Source organism: Colwellia sp. MB3u-55, assembly GCF_014076785.1.
Classification (GTDB): Bacteria; Pseudomonadota; Gammaproteobacteria; order Enterobacterales; family Alteromonadaceae; genus Colwellia_A.
The window spans coordinates 163,022-180,061 of sequence record NZ_JACGUS010000077.1; the positions used below are offsets into that span (position 1 = coordinate 163,022).

Sequence of the window (17,040 nt, forward strand, 5' to 3'; positions counted from 1 at the left end):
ATATAGGTTGGTTAGAATAACTTTGAAAAATCATTAAATAAAAAGTGTAAATTTTATGAGCAATTTTGATTGTGTAGTTGTTGGTGGTGGAATGGTTGGCGCGGCTAGTGCGTTATCTTTGGCAAACTTAGGGTTAACTGTAGCGGTTGTTGAACCAAAGCAGCCTGTCTGTTTTAATGAAACACAAGCACTAGATTTACGTGTTTCAGCTATATCGCTTGCTTCTGAGCATTTGTTGACACAATTGGGCGCTTGGCCACAATTAAAACAATGGCGAATGTGTCCTTATAAACGATTAGGTGTTTGGGAAAATCAGGCAAGTTATACCGAGTTTAACGCCGATGATATTGGGCAATCCCATCTTGGCCATATTATTGAAAATCGCCTAGTCCAGCTTGCCTTATGGCAGCAAATTAAAACTCACAGCAAGGTGACTTTATTTGCACCAGCGAGTTTAGAAAGCTTTATTGAACATCAAAATGAAATAGCAGTAAACTTGGCAATTAAATCGGCTGAAAAAGAGTGTGGCGAAATAGAACAAATTACCACTCAATTATTAATTGCGGCTGATGGCGCTCATTCACAAGTAAGAAAACTAGCTCATATAGGTATAACGGGTTGGGATTATCAGCAATCAGCAATGCTTGTAAATGTTGAAACTCAGCATTTACAACAAGATATTACCTGGCAACAATTTTTTCAGACTGGCCCAATTGCTTTCTTACCGTTACCAGGAGAAAGTCAATTAGGTGGTTATGCTTCCTTGGTTTGGTATCATCAAAAAAGCGAGATAAAAAGGTTGTCGGCTTTATCTAATGAACAACTGCAAAGTGAAATCATTGAAAAATTTCCGCAACGAATAGGCCAAATAAAGGTTATTAATAAAGGAGCATTCCCACTGACTCGTCGACATGCTAATACTTATCAAAAAGGTCGAGTATTATTATTAGGTGATGCAGCGCATACCATTAATCCTATGGCAGGGCAGGGGGTAAATCTTGGCTTTAAAGATGTTAAGGCTTTGCAAACCGTCATAGCCAGTGCGATTGGTAATAATGAGTGTTGGCACTTACCTGAGGTTTTATCACGCTATGAATCTAAGCGACGATTAGACAATCTTTTGATGATGACGACTATGGATTCACTGTATGCAACGTTCAGCCACCCATCACCAGCCATTAAACTCTTTCGAAACCTAGGGCTGAATATGGCTAATAAGATACCTTTTTTGAAAAATAAGGCTTTAGCTTACGCTTGTGGTGTATAAGTTGAAGTAAAAATGGGTCTTAAAAGAAATTTTTTAATGCAGTAAGAGATTAAGTATCAAGATAAAATGTATTGGGTGTTTAAGGTAAGATTTGAAAATAATGGCAGGGGTAAGAGGATTTGAACCTCTGAATGACTGGATCAAAACCAGCTGCCTTACCGCTTGGCTATACCCCTGTAATATCACTTATTTTCTAACAACTATCATGATGATATCTGTTAATTAGAATGGTACGGGTCAAGAGACTTGAACTCTCACATCTTTCGATACTGGAACCTAAATCCAGCGCGTCTACCAATTCCGCCAAACCCGCATTGTTTCTAATAATACTTAGCGTTAATAGCCTTGTAGATATTTCAAATAATTATTATGTCACTCAGTAATGTTTACTATTTTTTTAATAAAGATTAATTACTTCTTAAAAAAGGAATCTTAAACAATAAAGTGGCAGGGGTAAGAGGATTTGAACCTCTGAATGACTGGATCAAAACCAGCTGCCTTACCGCTTGGCTATACCCCTGTAGGTATTCTAAATAACAAGTAAATATGACACTTATTATGTTTAATATTAGTTTTAATAAAGACTGATTGAGTTTTAAAAAAGGAATGTTAAACAAGAAAGTGGCAGGGGTAAGAGGATTTGAACCTCTGAATGACTGGATCAAAACCAGCTGCCTTACCGCTTGGCTATACCCCTGCAATGTTACTTACTTTCTAACAAATATCATGATGATAAATGTTAGTTAGAATGGTACGGGTCAAGAGACTTGAACTCTCACATCTTTCGATACTGGAACCTAAATCCAGCGCGTCTACCAATTCCGCCAAACCCGCATTTTTTCTAATACTACGTTCACTACTAAGAGTTAAATGGTGGCTACACCGGGATTTGAACCTGGGACCCCATCATTATGAGTGATGTGCTCTAACCAGCTGAGCTATGTAGCCTTTCCGTATTGCCTCTCAGCAAGTGGCGCGTATTATGCAAATCTGCTTAGGCTACGTCAACCGTTTTTTTATAATAAATGCTAATTTCTTTCTGTTTGCTTGTTTAGTCTACAAATTGGGCGTTTAATATTCTAGGAAAGCGCAATCTCTTTAAAATAAAAACAAGAACGCTAAGTTCTTGCTTTATTTTAAAGAACCGTAGATATCAAATAATGATTATTTTACGCGTTCTTTTGCTTCTTCTTCTAAATGTTTTGAGTATTTACCAATATCGGCGATATGTTTAGCCACTTCTTTTGAAGGAACTTTACCAATAATAAATTCACCTGTTTCTAAAGCGCTATTAGATGCAGCAAAAACTAATAAATTTTGGCCGTTACATTCGATACTACCAAAAAGTGTACGAATTTTTAATTTATTTTGTTTCATAAATGAACGTAAGCGGTTCTTATCATTTGCCGCAACGTATTCACAAATACGAAGAGATATATTATCGGCTTTAGTCACAGGGGCAAAAGTTACTGAAGCGGCAATTAAGCTAGCAAGTAGGAGTGTTTTTTTCATGGTCTGCCTTTTTATTGTTTATTAAAGTAATAGGTTGTTGGTCTGACGTTGATAATTTCAACTTATATCAGATTGGTATTATGATAATTGTGGTATATTTTAGAAATAAAACAAGATATTTTTAAATTTTTTAAATTAAGTAGTCTATTGTTTTCATTGTTTTTTATTTATATCTTTTTCTTTTGCAGTCATTTTTTTACATTTTAATGACGGATAATAACTTATTTTGAAAGACAAAAAAGGAGCCGAAGCTCCTTTTACTATTTAAGTTATTCGCGTTAAAGCGTAAACATTACACGTTAAATCTGAAGTGAACAACATCACCATCTTTAACACGGTACTCTTTACCTTCTAAACGCCATTTACCGGCCTCTTTAGCCCCTGACTCGCCATTAAATTCGATAAAGTGATCATAGGCGATAACTTCTGCGCGAATAAAGCCTTTTTCAAAGTCGGTATGAATAACACCAGCAGCTTGTGGAGCGGTAGCATTTTGCTTTACTGTCCATGCACGTACTTCTTTTACACCTGCCGTGAAATAGGTTTGTAAGTGAAGCAAAGAATAACCAGCATTAATAACACGATTAAGCCCAGGTTCTTCTAGTCCAAGGTCAGCCATAAATTCAACACGGTCTTCATCATCCATTTCAGACAATTCGCTTTCAATTTCAGCACAAACAGCAACAACAATAGCACCTTCGGCATCAGCAATTGCTTGAACTTGATCTAGATAAGGATTATTTTCAAAACCATCATCATTCACATTAGCGATATACATGGTCGGTTTTAGTGTTAAAAAGTTTAAGTAGTCTACTGCTGCTTTTTCTTCTTTAGACAATGTTAAAGAACGTATCATATGTCCTTCTTCAACATGCTTTAATATCTTTTCTAATACCGGCATTTCAAATTTAGCGTCTGCATCGCCACCTTTTGCTTTCTTCGCTAAGCGAAAAATTGCTCGTTCTGCTGTGTCCATATCAGACAAAGCCAGCTCAGTATTGATCACTTCTATGTCATCACTAGGGCTAACCTTATTGGCAACATGAATAATGTTGTCGTTATCAAAACAACGCACAACGTGACCAATTGCATCGGTTTCACGAATGTTAGCAAGAAATTTATTTCCTAAACCTTCACCTTTCGAAGCACCAGCCACTAAACCAGCAATATCAACAAATTCCATAGTCGTTGCTAGAACACGTTCAGGGTTTACAATTTTGGCTAATGCATCTAAACGAGGGTCGGGCACTGGCACTACACCCGTATTCGGCTCAATAGTACAAAATGGAAAATTAGCTGCTTCAATACCTGCTTTTGTTAATGCATTGAAAAGTGTTGATTTACCTACGTTGGGCAAGCCAACAATACCGCATTTGAATCCCATGATAATACCTTAATTGTTTTGCAAAATTGTTTTAAAAGTTTAGTTATAGCGGCTTGAATGAATGCAAACGATTTTGAGCTTTCTTTAAATCATCTGTTTGCCAGATGTCGATACATCGGCTTGCTTCATCAATCGCTTGATCTATTTTGTCTTGGTCAATAGCTGGTGCTTTGCCAAGTACATGTCCGGTAACGCGATCTCTATGACCTGGGTGGCCTATACCAATGCGTAACCGATAAAATTCTTTGTTATTAGCCAGACACGAAATAATATCGCGTAAGCCGTTATGTCCACCGTGCCCGCCACCCTTTTTAATTTTACAGACGCCCGGTTCCATGTCTAACTCATCATGAGCAACAAGGATATTATCGACGGGAATACGGAAAAAATTTGCAAGAGGCGCTACAGACTGACCACTTCTATTCATAAACGTTGTTGGAACAAGCAAATGAACAACTTCGTCACCTATTAGGCCTTTGCCGTAAAGTCCGAAATATTTTTTTTCTGGTCTGAGGGAGATGTTGTAGCGAGAAGCAAGTTCTTCGACGAACCAAACTCCGGCATTATGACGAGTTTTTGTATATTCGGGGCCTGGATTACCCAGGCCCACAACTAGTTGAATAGTCATTTAAGCTTATACTTAATGATTATTCAGTAGCTTCAGTTTCTTCAGCTTCATCAGTTTCTTCACTTACGCCTTTCGGTGCATTTAATGAAACAACAGCTTGATCATGATCTTCGCCTTTTGCTAATTCGTCAGATGTTACACCTTTAGGCAAAGTAACGTCTGATAAATGCAATGTTTGACCAACTTCTAAATCAGCAACATCAACTTCGATGAATTCTGGAATGTCAGCAGGCAAACAGCTAATCGCAATTTCGTTAATCTGGTGAGTAATTTTGCCACCTTTTTTCTCTGCTTCTTCTTCGTTAAGGAAGTGAATAGGAGCGTTAACGTGAACTGCATGAGATGCATCAATGCGTAAGAAATCTAAATGCATTACAAGTTGCTTGAACGGATGACGTTGCATGTCTTTTAAAAGACACTCAACTGGCTTACCGTCGATGTTTACAGTTAAAACGTGAGAGTAGAATGCTTCTTCTTGTTGTGCACGGTAAACATTTTTGTGCTCTAACGTTAAAGAAATCGGCTCTTGGCCTTCACCGTATAAAATTGCAGGAACTTTGTTTGCGTGACGTAGGCGGCGGCTCGCACCTTTCCCTAGGTCAGTACGAACTTCAGCTTCTAAAGTAAATAAATCAGTCATTTTTTTAATACCTAATATTAAAGAGTTAGTTGAGTTGTTTTTTGCGACCAAAAACAACAATGAACCTTTACAACAATAAAAATAATTCAATCATCATAAAAGGCGCAGCATAATAACACCTCAACCTAAACATATCCAACGTTAATATGATTAATAACCTATTAATCATGGCTGCTTATTATGGGTATCATTGGGCTAAATGGCCGTTATAGATAATTTTTTATTGAAATTTAGGTGTTAGACCCGTTACCATTCAAAATACACTCTAGCAACCTGCGTTCTGAAAATGAGCGGGTATATGTGCCTCATACTTCTAATGCCTAATGTCGATAAGAGAATTAACTATGACAATTACATCTTTCTATCCAACTCCTCGTACTTTAATGGGCCCCGGTCCTAGTGATGTTTCACCTCGTGTTTTATCTGCTTTAGGTCGTCCGACCATAGGTCATTTAGATCCAGAGTTTGTGCAGATGATGGACGAAATCAAATCATTACTACAATACGCATTTCAAACCAAGAATGAATTAACGATGGCGGTTTCAGCGCCAGGCTCGGCAGGTATGGAAACTTGTTTTGTTAACTTAGTGGAACCAGGCGAAAAAGTGATTGTTTGTGTAAATGGTGTTTTTGGTTCGCGTATGGTGGAAAATGTTCAACGCATCGGGGCTCAAGCCATCGTTATAAACGATGAGTGGGGAACGCCTGTCGATGTCAATAAAGTAAAACAAGCTTTTAAAGACAATACCGATGTTAAATTTTTAGCCTTTGTTCATGCGGAAACATCTACCGGCGTATTGTCTGATGCAAAAGCCTTATGTGCCATAGCACAAGAAAATTCAGCGCTTTCTATCGTCGATGCAGTGACCTCATTAGGCGGTGTTGAACTAAAGGTTGATGATTGGGGAATCGATGCTATTTATTCGGGGAGCCAAAAATGTTTATCTTGTGTGCCTGGCATATCACCGATTAGCTTCAGTACTAAAGCGGTTGAAAAATTAACAAATAGAACGTCTAAAGTGCCCAGTTGGTTTTTAGATTTATCGTTGGTTATGGGCTATTGGGGCGGTACAGGTAAACGTAGTTATCATCATACGGCACCGGTAAATTCTCTCTATGCTTTGCATGAATCTTTAGTGATGTTACAAGACGAAGGTTTAGAAAATGCGTGGCAACGCCATAAAAACCAACACCTGAAATTAAAAGCAGGATTAGAAAAACTAGGTATAGCGTTTGTTGTTAAAGAGCAATACCGTTTACCACAATTAAATACGGTATTAATTCCTCAAGGCGTCGATGATGCAGCTGTTCGCCAAACCTTACTTAATGAATATAATTTAGAAATTGGCGCTGGTCTAGGTGGTTTTGCCGGTAAAGCATGGCGCATTGGTTTAATGGGCTATGCGGCAAGAACTGAAAATGTGACCTTATGTTTAGCGGCTTTAGCGGATGTTTTAGAGAAATAGTCAACGTCTGACAGAAATAATTGAGTGCCTGTAGCTCAAGTGTTGTGTTAAATAAAAAAGCCCCGAGTCAAAAAATGACTCGGGGCTTTATTATTTATGAAGTTGTTTTATCAGTAAATGCTTAACTGTCAAACATTGCTGAAATAGATTCTTCGTTACACACACGGCGAATCGCTTCAGACAACATACCGCTTAAAGTAAGTTGACGAACAATACCAAGCGCTTTAATTTCGTCGGTAAGTGGTATTGAATCTGTTACCACTAACTCATCAATAACAGAATCTCTTAGGTTTTGCGCAGCATTACCTGAAAGAACTGGATGAGTAGCATAAGCAATAACGCGTTTAGCGCCATGTGCTTTTAATGCTTCAGCCGCTTTTGCTAATGTGCCGCCAGTATCTATCATGTCGTCGACAATGATACAGTCGCGGTCAGCAACATCACCAATAATGTGCATAACTTGTGCAACATTGGCTTTTGGACGGCGCTTATCGATGATAGCAAGATCGGCTTCATTGAGTAATTTAGCTACGGCACGAGCGCGAACAACACCACCAATATCAGGAGAAACTACAATCGGGTTATCTAGATCACGAGAAAGCATATCTTCAAGTAAAATAGGTGTGCCAAATACGTTATCTACCGGTACATCGAAGAAACCCTGAATTTGCTCAGCGTGTAGGTCAACCGTTAATACTCGGTCTACACCAACACTTGATAAAAAGTCAGCAACAACTTTCGCTGTAATTGGTACACGAGCACTACGTACACGTCTATCTTGGCGAGCATAACCAAAGTATGGAATAACTGCAGTAATACGACCAGCAGATGCTCGTCGTAATGCGTCAATCATTACAATTAATTCCATTAGGTTATTATTGGTTGGCGCACAAGTTGATTGAATAATAAAAACATCCGCACCGCGCACGTTTTCGTTAATTTCAACACTGATTTCACCGTCGCTAAAACTACCGACTTTGGCATCGCCTAAAGTCATATACAAGCGATCAGCTACTTTCTTGGCCAGTTCAGGGGTGGCATTACCCGTAAATATTTTCATGTCAGGCACGGTCAGTTCCTCGGAAACTATTGACATTTTAAGTTACGCTATTAGTAAACCTTGAGTTTACTATCAGCAAATTATTAAATTTTTTCCAGTGGTTCTTGGCATTTTTATGAAAATAAATTCTCAATGGTATTAATATTCTGCATTTTCTGTTTGCAATGTTATTAAGTTGTTAATGGCATTGCGTAATGGAGATGTATTGACACCTTTCGCCACAAAAGAAATTATTCCATTAGGAAGTAATGACTGGATGCGACAAGCCTCTTGCTCAGTATCAAAACGAGAAAAAATACACGCTCCGGTACCAGTCATTCGAGACGGTGCGTATTCTACCAACCAAGCCAGTAACTTGGCAACCTCGGGATACTTTTTTATTACTAACGTCTGGCAGTCATTGTGGCATAAGTCTATGTCTAACTTACTAATATCATCATTTAAATTAACTTTTGCCGTATTGCGGGTTAAGTCAGCATCAGTAAAAATACTGGCAGTAGAAATACTGACATCAGGTTTACTGACTAAAAACCAGCTTTCTTGAGGATAAACAGCAGTGAGTTCTTCACCAACACCCTCAGCAAAAGCAGCAAAACCATGAATGAAAATCGGTACGTCAGCGCCTAGCGATAGGCCAAGTTTTGCTAGTTCTGTGTTAGACAAATTGGCCTGCCACAGAGTATTTAAAGCCAATAAAATAGTGGCTGCGTTGGATGACCCGCCACCTAAGCCTCCCCCCATAGGGAGAATTTTTGTTATTTTTATTTGTGCACCTAAATATACGTTATTAAAAATAGTCGAGTTTTTTAGTAGGTGGCTTTGCAGTAACCGAGCTGCTTTTACAATTAAGTTATCTTCATGTAATACACCATCAATCGGCGTGAGTAATTCAATATTATTATCCTGAGTCTTCCTTATTTCTATGGTGTCGCTGTGATCTAAAAATTGAAAAATAGTCTCTAACTGATGATAGCCGTCGTTGCGTTGACCAATAATATGGAGGAATAAATTAAGCTTTGCCGGCGCAGGAAAACTCTGAAATTGTTGGTTAGTCTGAGTCATTGCTTGTCACGTCCCATTGGTGAACATTAATTTTAATGGTGATGTTATCTTGTTTTATGGTGAACTTCGTTGCTAACTGATATTGGTCTACTTGTTGATAGCTACCATACTTAATAAACCATTTTTTTTCATCAGAGAAGCTGGTCAGTGTTTGGGGTAATTGTGTTATTTCGTTAGAGGTTATTTTATCATTAGCTAAATAAGGTAAGCCTTTTAACCAGAAAGTCATCGCGTGTGTCGGTAATGTGAAACCTGTTAGCGAAGCAAGCAGGGTGTTTAAATCAGGGCTTTGGTAGCGCTCACCATCGACATTAACAACATGCATATTATTGACTGACTCTAAAGTAAAAACTTGAATACCTAGCACTGTGGTTAAATTTAGCATCTGGCGATTTTTATCTCCTTGGTAATGCCAATTTAATGTTAAGCTATGACGCTCATTAGGGCTGATTATGCCCATTTTACCTTTTATTTTCCAATTCGACATTGCTGTAAGCTTTTTAGTGCGCTCGGTAATGTTTTGGTGTTCAGTAATTTGCTGATGGTTATTCGTTAAAGAACTACAACCAGATAGAAATATCAGTAAAAAACTGAAAAAGAGTGGCAGCGATAAGGTAATTTTATTCATATAAACCATTATTATTAAGTTAATCGCCATAATATTGCGTTATCGCGTATTTGATGCTTTTAATTTTCTGCGATTTTTCGTAAAATTAACATCATTATTTATCATGGATAATAGGTTTTTTATAAAACTTGATTAATAATGTCGTTAATAAAAAGATTAATGGAAAAAAAATTGCTTATCGATAATTTTTCTTTCTGGTATTAATCGTCTTAAAAAGGCTGAATCGTTCCGTTATGTCTATAGTTGCTGTTGGAATCAATCACAAAACTGCCCCTGTTGCCGTTAGAGAAAAAATCTCTTTTAATCCCGACAATTTAAGTGTGGCATTAACTGAATTACTTGGAAACGTAGAATGTCGTGAAGCGGCTATTTTATCAACTTGTAATCGTACAGAGCTGTATTTAGTTCAAGAAGGCGATGTAAGGGTTACCCAAGAAAAAGTTGTCCGCTGGTTAGAAAAACATCACAATGTCCCTGCTTCAACTATTACACCGAGTTTATATTGGCATACTGATCAACAGGCCGTTAACCACATGATGCGGGTTGCTTGTGGCTTAGACTCTTTAGTTTTAGGCGAACCGCAAATCTTAGGTCAAATGAAGCAAGCCTATAGCCAAGCGAAAGCAGCTGGTTCTATGTCTTTAGTCATGGACCGTTTATTTCAACGTACTTTTGGCGTTGCTAAACAAGTTCGCACTGAAACTGAAATTGGCGCGAGTGCGGTTTCGGTTGCTTTTGCATCGGTAAATCTAGCAAAACATATTTTTGCCAGTCTTGAAAATGTAAAAGTACTATTAGTCGGTGCCGGTGAAACTATTGAACTGGTTGCTAAACATTTATACGAGAATAAAGTGGGGAAAATAACTGTTGCTAACCGCACAATTGCCCGTGCCGAAGCAATGGCTGGTGCTATTGGCGCTGACGTTATTACCTTAGCGCAAATCCCTGACAAAATGGCTGACGCCGATATTGTTATTAGTTCAACCGGCAGTACTTTACCCATTATCGGTAAAGGTATGGTTGAACACGCATTAGGAAAGCGTAAGCATCGTCCTATTTTTATGGTTGATTTAGCAGTTCCTCGTGATATCGAAGAGCAAGTTGGCGATCTAGAAGATGTGTTTTTATACACCGTTGATGACTTACAAGGCATTATTGCCAAAAATTTAGCCAATCGTCGTAAAGAAGCGGTTCAAGCTGAGGCAATAGTTTCTACCCAATCTGATGTGTTTATGTCATGGCTTCGTGGCTTAAATACCCAAGATACCGTCATAGATTACCGTAAGCAGTGTTTAGAACATCGTGATCTGTTACTTGATAGAGCATTATTACAACTTCAGGGGAATAAGTCGCCAGAAGCAATTTTAGCTGAGTTAGCCACTAAGTTGACTAATAAATTTATGCATGCACCCACTAGCGCTATTCAATCGGCGGCTCAAGGTGGCGAATTAGATAAACTGGTGTACTTACGCGATATTTATAACATTAAATAACAGTCCCGACGTCACAGTATAGCCAAACCGTATTTTGATGAGCATTTGAGCTTAGCTGGGTATTTACAGCTTTTTTACACCTTTGATTGAAAGTGCTCAACTAACCCTTTAAACTGCACATCACCAATTTTTATCCGCTGTTCCCTAATTATAAGATTTCTTAATGAATAAATCTGTTTATCAAAAACTTGAAATATTAGTCGAGCGCTTTGAAGAAGTTCAAGCCTTGCTTTCTGACCCTGGAACACTTTCAGATCAAGAAAAATTTATTGCCTTATCAAAAGAGTTTTCTCAATTAGAAGCAGTCACTAGTGTGTTTAATGACTACCAAAGCGCAGAAGAAGACTTTTCTTTAGCTGAAGAAATGCTAAAAGATGAAGACCCTGAAATGCGTGAAATGGCGCAAGAAGAATTTAAGTCTGCGAAGAAAACTATTGAAGAATTAGCCGATCAATTACAAATTTTACTATTACCTAAAGATCCAAACGACAACAATAACTGTTTTGTTGAATTACGTGCAGGAGCCGGTGGTGATGAAGCGGCAATTTTTGCTGGCGATTTATACCGTATGTATAGCCGTTACTGTGAAAAGAAAGGCTGGCGTATTGAAGTTATGAACACCAATGAAAGTGAACAAGGCGGCTATAAAGAAGTCATTTTCAAAGTGCTTGGTGATGGCGTCTACGGACAAATGAAGTTCGAGTCTGGTGGTCATCGTGTGCAACGTGTCCCTGAAACTGAATCTCAAGGCCGAGTGCATACTTCTGCTTGTACCGTTGTTGTTATGCCTGAGATACCAGAAGCTGACGCGATTGAGATTAATAAAGCAGATTTAAAAGTTGACACTTTTCGCGCATCAGGTGCGGGTGGACAACACGTTAACAAAACTGATTCTGCCATTCGTATCACCCATATTCCAACAGGCGTAGTTGTCGAATGTCAAGAACAACGCTCTCAGCATAAAAACCGTGCGCAGGCGATGTCGGTATTACAAGCTCGCTTACAACAAGCAGAAGATGAAAAGCGCCGCAGTGAAGAAGAGTCTTCACGTCGTAATTTAGTGGCAAGTGGCGATCGTTCAGAACGCATACGTACTTACAACTATCCGCAAGGACGTATGACAGATCACCGTATTAACCTGACTTTATATCGTTTAAACGAAGTCCTTGAAGGTAACTTGCATTTGGTCCTAGAGCCTATTATGTTAGAAAATCAAGCCGATTTACTTGCGGCTCTTGCTGAGCAAAACTAGTTATTGGTTTGAGCGAATCCATAAAACCGTCAATAACATATTGCCAGCAGAGTTTTGCTGAAATAATTAATCAAGGGCAGCAATTACTTGCTGCCTTTTCTGATAGCGCAAAACTCGATTGTAAAATCCTACTTGCCTTTGTGTTAAATAAAGAGACAAGTTATTTGTTAACTTGGCCTGACAAAAAGTTAACAGAGCATGAATACCACGCTTTTTTAGCTTTGTTTGAGCGCCGTTTGCAAGGCGAGCCTATTGCTTATATTACACAAGAGCGTGAATTCTGGTCACTGCCTTTTTACGTATCATCAGCTACCTTAATTCCTCGTCCAGATACAGAGTTACTGGTCGAACATATTTTAGCGCGCCATCTAGCAAGTGATTTATCGTGCTTGGATCTTGGTACGGGTACCGGAGCTATTGCTCTGTCGCTTGCTTCAGAACAAAAGCAATGGCAAGTTCACGGCATTGATTTTAGTGACGCTGCGATTAGTTTGGCTAAAAAAAATGCTCAACGGCTACAGTTACCACAGGTAGAGCTTTATCAAAGTGATTGGTTCTCTAATGTAGCCGTAGATAAAAAGTTTAATATTATTGTTAGCAATCCCCCTTATATCGATGAAGCCGATCAGCATTTAATTGAAGGCGATGTAAGGTTTGAACCGCTATCTGCTTTGGTTGCTCGAGATAATGGTTTTGCAGATATCAAACGTATTGCCAAAGATGCACAAGCTTATTTAACCAATAATGGTGCACTCTATTTTGAACATGGCTTTGAACAAGCCGCGGGTGTTAGCGATATATTAAAGCAATTGGGTTATCAGTCGATTGAAACATTTAAAGATTATGGCGGAAATGACCGAGTTACTTGCTGTATTTATGTACGACAAGAATAATAAAGATAAGTTTAAGGTTTTTGTGTGAAACATTTACATATGACTCTGGCGGCAATAAGCATTATATTGTTCACCTACCGGTTTGCATTAACCTTGATGAATTCAGCACAATTAGATAAAAAATGGTTGAAAATCAGCCCTCATATCCTTGATACTTTTTTATTACTATTAGGTGTTGGTCTGGCTGTCAAGTTAGCGATAAATCCAATAGAATATTTATGGTTAGGCGAAAAGATACTTGCCATTATTTTCTATATTTTTACCGGCTATTACACGTTGAAGTTAGCTCGTAACCGAATGATGCAAGTGATAGGTTATTTAGCTGCTATGGGCAGGATTATGTTAGTGGTGCGAATAGCGACAACAAAACAAACGATATTTTTATAATAAATATACCCTGAAATAAGCAATAACTATAAATAGAGTCAACAATTAAAAATTACAGCATGAATGAATTATTATTTTCCGAGCTCAATGATGACGATAAATCACTTATTGAAGCTTTTATACTTATTGAAGAAGTTGTTTTTGGTGATAGTGACTTTGAGCCATCAAGCCTTAGTCAAATAGTTGAACAATGTTCAGAATTAATTTCTGATACAGAAGAGTATCTTGAAAAAGCTGAGCAATTAATCAATGAACTTTTCATTGGGCAACTTTTTATTGATAATCAACGTGATTTCTGGTCCGTTAGTGCTCATAAGTTACAAAGTGGACTCGATTTTAAGTTAATGTCCCCAGCGCTGAAAAGTATAGTGCTTTGCCATATATTTCGTCTTTGTGGCTTTGAAACTGATGTGGTGTACGTACCAAAGAAAAATATGATTCGCGTAGTCTGTGATGATGTTTATGCGATTGTTTTTGATCCCATTACTGGAGAGTCTTTAAATTGGCAGGAGCTTGATTTGTGTATGGATGAGCTTGATGGTGATCCACAAAGCGACCAAATTGAAGATATTTCAAGATTAAGCTTAATTGTTAAGCATGTTAGCTCATTGAAAAATGCTTTGATCCGCGAAGGGGAGTTTGCTCAAGCATTAAAGTGCGTCGATATATTAATAGCGTTACGCCCAGAAGATCCGTTTGAGCGTCGCGACCGAGGTTTTTTGTTACATCAACTCGATTGTTTTAAAGTCGCTTACGATGATTACCAATATTTTGTCGACAAATGTCCAAAAGATCCTGCTGCGCAATTATTAAAAATGCAATTGGACAAAATCACTATAGCTGATACGGTATTACATTAATAAGCCTTAAAAGTAAGGCTGTAGTTTACAAATAAAACCAATAAATCAAATAAAAATAACAAGGTTAATCAATGGAAGATCAAATTATCAACAATACACCTTTTATCACGAATGACGCCACCGTTATGGGGTTACTCGCGATCATACTTGGATTCGTTTTTTATACTTCAAATAGTGAACACCCCGCATTTAAGAAGTTCTATAAATACGTCCCAGCATTACTTATGTGTTACCTATTACCCTCTTTGTTAAACACTTTTGGCATTGTTAGTGCAGAATTGAGTCAAGTAGACGAAGTCGCTAAGTATTATTTATTGCCGGCTTGTTTGGTTTTACTGACTTTAAGCATCGACATAAAAGCAATTATTGGCCTTGGTAATAAAGCGATTATTATGTTTTTAACCGGCACGGTTGGTGTGGTTATTGGCGGCCCAATTGCACTCTTAGTTATTTCTGCTATTTGGCCTGAATTACTTGGTGTAACGGGTCCAGAAGCTGTTTGGCGTGGTATGGCTGCGCTTGCGGGTAGTTGGATTGGCGGCGGCGCAAATATGTTGGCGATGAAAGAAATTTATGGCGCTGATGGCAAAATATTTACCATTATGGTGACTGTTGATATTGTTGTAGCCAACTTGTGGATGGCGGTATTACTTTATTTAGCAGCAAATCATAAGCGTATTGATGCGAAGAGTGGCGCTGATACTTCAGCAATTGATAGATTAATTGATAAGGTAGAGTCTGCTCAACGTGAAAATACCAAGTTGCCGTTACTAAAAGACTTTATGATGATTATTGCGGTAGGTTTTGGCGCTGCTGGATTAGCACATTTTGCTGCTGACTTTTTAGTCCCTTATTTTCAGACAAACTTTCCTGAATTAGAAAAGTTTAGTTTACATTCAAAACTATTTTGGATAATCGTCCTCGTGACCACGATAGGGTTGGCATTGTCGTTTACTAAAGTAAGAAAACTTGAAGCCGTAGGAGCGTCGAAAGTCGGTAGTAGCTTATTATATGTATTAGTCGCGACAATAGGTTTGCATATGGATGTTACTCAAATTGTCGAGTCACCCAAATACATAGCCATTGGAGTTATCTGGATGTTAGTCCATGTTGCCTTACTGCTTATTGTTGGCAAAATGATTAAAGCACCAATCTTCTATCTAGCTGTTGGCAGTAAAGCCAATATCGGTGGTGCTGCTTCTGCGCCCGTTATCGCATCAGCATTTCATCCTTCTTTAGCGCCAGTCGGTGTACTATTGGCTGTGTTAGGTTATGCTTTAGGTACTTATATGGCTTGGTTATGTGGCCAGTTATTAAGAATTATCGGTAGCTAATCGTTTGTTAGCCCCAGACTTTATTTTGGAAAAATTATGACAATAACTTCAATTAAATTGACTAAATACGATATTGAAATCGCTAACGATAAACCATTTGTTTTATTTGGCGGTATGAATGTATTAGAGTCACGTGATTTAGCAATGAGCATTGCAGAGCACTACGTAGAAGTGACACAAAAGCTCAATATTCCTTACGTATTCAAAGCCTCTTTTGATAAAGCGAACCGTTCGTCTGTTCATTCATACCGAGGACCGGGTTTAGAGGAAGGCCTGAGAATATTTGAAGAAATAAAGTCGACTTTCAACGTACCTATCATTACTGACGTGCATGAAATACATCAAGCGCAACCTGTAGCTGAGGTGGTTGATATTATTCAATTACCCGCATTTTTAGCGCGCCAAACAGACCTAGTGGTTGCTATGGCAAAAACTAATGCGATTATTAATGTTAAAAAGCCACAGTTCTTAGCGGCACATGAAATGCGTCATATTATTAATAAATTTGCCGAAGCAGGCAACGAGCAAGTTATTCTTTGTGAGCGCGGAAGTTGTTATGGTTACAATAATCTTGTTGTTGATATGCTAGCGATGGATGAAATGAAAGATTATGCGCCAGTCATTTTCGATGCTACTCATGCTTTACAGCAACCGGGTGGTCGAGCTGACTCTGCAGGTGGTCGTCGTGCTAAAGCTGCACAATTAGCGCGTAGCGGTATGGCATTAGGTTTAGCTGGTTTATTTATAGAATCACACCCTGACCCTGATAACGCTAAATGCGATGGCCCTTGTGCGTTACCACTTGATAAACTTGAGCCCTATTTACAGCAAATGAAATCAATTGACGATTTAGTTAAATCATTTGAGCCATTATTGACTGATTAGTAACAATAAAACGGCGTTAAAACACAAAAACCTGAGTAACTACTCAGGTTTTTTATAGCTGATATAATATCTTGCTTAGTCATCTTAGTCGCATTGTTTTGATAGCGGTTATTCGGGGTAATGCTGAGCACAAGTATGGCAAAATGCTAATTGTGCTGAAATCACTTAGGGTGACTCTCATCTGGCTCTTTTGATTGAGTTTGGTAGGTGAGTAACTAGAGCAGTATAATAATACCGGTGACATCACCTCGACATGGAGTCGACTTTAAGCTGTCGGTATCAACTTTAG

General features: G+C 38.4%; 16 protein-coding genes and 6 tRNA genes. 9 read left to right on the plus strand and 13 right to left on the minus strand.

Annotation, left to right across the window (positions count from 1 at the left end):
• Positions 1-55 precede the first annotated feature (55 nt).
• Positions 56-1,267, plus strand: coding sequence for an FAD-dependent oxidoreductase (locus tag H4J66_RS04900; protein ID WP_182171306.1), 1,212 nt, complete (start codon positions 56-58; stop codon positions 1,265-1,267).
• A gap of 101 nt (positions 1,268-1,368) precedes the next feature.
• Here H4J66_RS04900 and H4J66_RS04905 read toward each other — a convergent pair.
• From H4J66_RS04905 to H4J66_RS04950, 10 genes are all read right to left on the minus strand, one after another.
• Positions 1,369-1,443: transfer RNA gene (locus H4J66_RS04905), tRNA-Gln, on the minus strand.
• Between the two features lie 52 nt (positions 1,444-1,495).
• Positions 1,496-1,580, minus strand: a tRNA-Leu gene (locus H4J66_RS04910).
• Positions 1,581-1,712: 132 nt separating this feature from the next.
• Positions 1,713-1,787 (minus strand) — tRNA-Gln (locus H4J66_RS04915).
• 102 nt (positions 1,788-1,889) lie between these two features.
• Positions 1,890-1,964, minus strand: a tRNA-Gln gene (locus H4J66_RS04920).
• A gap of 52 nt (positions 1,965-2,016) precedes the next feature.
• Positions 2,017-2,101: transfer RNA gene (locus H4J66_RS04925), tRNA-Leu, on the minus strand.
• Positions 2,102-2,138: 37 nt separating this feature from the next.
• Positions 2,139-2,215, minus strand: a tRNA-Met gene (locus H4J66_RS04930).
• Positions 2,216-2,431: 216 nt separating this feature from the next.
• The gene (locus H4J66_RS04935) at positions 2,432-2,779 is read right to left on the minus strand and encodes a DUF3718 domain-containing protein (protein WP_182171308.1); all 348 of its coding nucleotides are present in this window, start codon (positions 2,777-2,779) and stop codon (positions 2,432-2,434) included.
• A gap of 292 nt (positions 2,780-3,071) precedes the next feature.
• Positions 3,072-4,163 (minus strand): redox-regulated ATPase YchF, encoded by a 1,092-nt coding sequence (gene ychF, locus H4J66_RS04940; protein WP_070376152.1) that lies wholly within the window; start codon positions 4,161-4,163, stop codon positions 3,072-3,074.
• A gap of 43 nt (positions 4,164-4,206) precedes the next feature.
• Positions 4,207-4,791 carry an aminoacyl-tRNA hydrolase gene (gene pth, locus H4J66_RS04945; RefSeq protein WP_182171310.1) on the minus strand — a complete coding sequence of 195 codons (585 nt, stop codon included), beginning with the start codon at positions 4,789-4,791 and terminating at the stop codon, positions 4,207-4,209.
• Positions 4,792-4,810: 19 nt separating this feature from the next.
• Positions 4,811-5,431: a 50S ribosomal protein L25/general stress protein Ctc gene (locus tag H4J66_RS04950; protein WP_182171312.1), complete on the minus strand. Its 621-nt coding sequence runs from the start codon at positions 5,429-5,431 to the stop codon at positions 4,811-4,813.
• Between the two features lie 344 nt (positions 5,432-5,775).
• On the opposite strand from H4J66_RS04950, the gene H4J66_RS04955 reads away from it, so the two are divergent.
• The gene (locus H4J66_RS04955) at positions 5,776-6,897 is read left to right on the plus strand and encodes an alanine--glyoxylate aminotransferase family protein (protein WP_182171314.1); all 1,122 of its coding nucleotides are present in this window, start codon (positions 5,776-5,778) and stop codon (positions 6,895-6,897) included.
• A 121-nt stretch (positions 6,898-7,018) separates the two neighbouring features.
• On the opposite strand, the gene H4J66_RS04960 is transcribed toward H4J66_RS04955, so the two are convergent.
• From H4J66_RS04960 to lolB, 3 genes are all read right to left on the minus strand, one after another.
• A complete protein-coding gene (locus H4J66_RS04960; RefSeq protein ID WP_070376156.1) occupies positions 7,019-7,966 on the minus strand; it encodes a ribose-phosphate pyrophosphokinase in 948 nt (315 codons plus the stop codon).
• A 129-nt stretch (positions 7,967-8,095) separates the two neighbouring features.
• Positions 8,096-9,019, minus strand: coding sequence for a 4-(cytidine 5'-diphospho)-2-C-methyl-D-erythritol kinase (gene ispE, locus H4J66_RS04965; protein ID WP_182171316.1), 924 nt, complete (start codon positions 9,017-9,019; stop codon positions 8,096-8,098).
• Positions 9,006-9,647, minus strand: coding sequence for a lipoprotein insertase outer membrane protein LolB (gene lolB / locus H4J66_RS04970; protein ID WP_182171318.1), 642 nt, complete (start codon positions 9,645-9,647; stop codon positions 9,006-9,008). Before lolB ends, ispE begins: the two co-directional genes overlap by 14 nt.
• A gap of 233 nt (positions 9,648-9,880) precedes the next feature.
• Here lolB and hemA point away from each other — a divergent pair, with 233 nt between their 5' ends.
• The 7 genes from hemA to kdsA all read left to right on the plus strand — a co-directional run bounded on the left by hemA (position 9,881) and on the right by kdsA (position 16,751).
• A complete protein-coding gene (hemA, locus tag H4J66_RS04975) occupies positions 9,881-11,140 on the plus strand; it encodes a glutamyl-tRNA reductase (protein ID WP_182171320.1) in 1,260 nt (419 codons plus the stop codon).
• Between the two features lie 163 nt (positions 11,141-11,303).
• Positions 11,304-12,392, plus strand: a complete 1,089-nt coding sequence (gene prfA, locus H4J66_RS04980; RefSeq protein ID WP_182171322.1) for a peptide chain release factor 1 — start codon at positions 11,304-11,306, stop codon at positions 12,390-12,392.
• 8 nt (positions 12,393-12,400) lie between these two features.
• Entirely contained in the window at positions 12,401-13,285 is an 885-nt protein-coding gene (gene prmC, locus H4J66_RS04985; RefSeq protein WP_220463205.1) for a peptide chain release factor N(5)-glutamine methyltransferase, read from the plus strand.
• Between the two features lie 24 nt (positions 13,286-13,309).
• The gene (locus tag H4J66_RS04990) at positions 13,310-13,672 is read left to right on the plus strand and encodes a SirB2 family protein (protein ID WP_182171324.1); all 363 of its coding nucleotides are present in this window, start codon (positions 13,310-13,312) and stop codon (positions 13,670-13,672) included.
• A 59-nt stretch (positions 13,673-13,731) separates the two neighbouring features.
• Positions 13,732-14,532, plus strand: a complete 801-nt coding sequence (locus H4J66_RS04995) for a SirB1 family protein (RefSeq protein WP_182171326.1) — start codon at positions 13,732-13,734, stop codon at positions 14,530-14,532.
• 71 nt (positions 14,533-14,603) lie between these two features.
• The gene (locus H4J66_RS05000; protein WP_182171328.1) at positions 14,604-15,866 is read left to right on the plus strand and encodes a DUF819 domain-containing protein; all 1,263 of its coding nucleotides are present in this window, start codon (positions 14,604-14,606) and stop codon (positions 15,864-15,866) included.
• 36 nt (positions 15,867-15,902) lie between these two features.
• The gene (gene kdsA / locus H4J66_RS05005) at positions 15,903-16,751 is read left to right on the plus strand and encodes a 3-deoxy-8-phosphooctulonate synthase (protein WP_182171330.1); all 849 of its coding nucleotides are present in this window, start codon (positions 15,903-15,905) and stop codon (positions 16,749-16,751) included.
• The last annotated feature ends 289 nt before the right edge of the window (positions 16,752-17,040 follow it).

Coding starts and splice junctions, on each gene's coding strand:
- H4J66_RS04900 (WP_182171306.1), top strand. CDS start 56: ATGAGCAATTTTGATTGTGTAGTTGTTGGTGGTGGAATGGTTGGCGCG.
- H4J66_RS04935 (WP_182171308.1), bottom strand. CDS start 2,779: ATGAAAAAAACACTCCTACTTGCTAGCTTAATTGCCGCTTCAGTAACT.
- ychF (WP_070376152.1), bottom strand. CDS start 4,163: ATGGGATTCAAATGCGGTATTGTTGGCTTGCCCAACGTAGGTAAATCA.
- pth (WP_182171310.1), bottom strand. CDS start 4,791: ATGACTATTCAACTAGTTGTGGGCCTGGGTAATCCAGGCCCCGAATAT.
- H4J66_RS04950 (WP_182171312.1), bottom strand. CDS start 5,431: ATGACTGATTTATTTACTTTAGAAGCTGAAGTTCGTACTGACCTAGGG.
- H4J66_RS04955 (WP_182171314.1), top strand. CDS start 5,776: ATGACAATTACATCTTTCTATCCAACTCCTCGTACTTTAATGGGCCCC.
- ispE (WP_182171316.1), bottom strand. CDS start 9,019: ATGACTCAGACTAACCAACAATTTCAGAGTTTTCCTGCGCCGGCAAAG.
- lolB (WP_182171318.1), bottom strand. CDS start 9,647: ATGAATAAAATTACCTTATCGCTGCCACTCTTTTTCAGTTTTTTACTG.
- hemA (WP_182171320.1), top strand. CDS start 9,881: ATGTCTATAGTTGCTGTTGGAATCAATCACAAAACTGCCCCTGTTGCC.
- prfA (WP_182171322.1), top strand. CDS start 11,304: ATGAATAAATCTGTTTATCAAAAACTTGAAATATTAGTCGAGCGCTTT.
- H4J66_RS04995 (WP_182171326.1), top strand. CDS start 13,732: ATGAATGAATTATTATTTTCCGAGCTCAATGATGACGATAAATCACTT.
- H4J66_RS05000 (WP_182171328.1), top strand. CDS start 14,604: ATGGAAGATCAAATTATCAACAATACACCTTTTATCACGAATGACGCC.
- kdsA (WP_182171330.1), top strand. CDS start 15,903: ATGACAATAACTTCAATTAAATTGACTAAATACGATATTGAAATCGCT.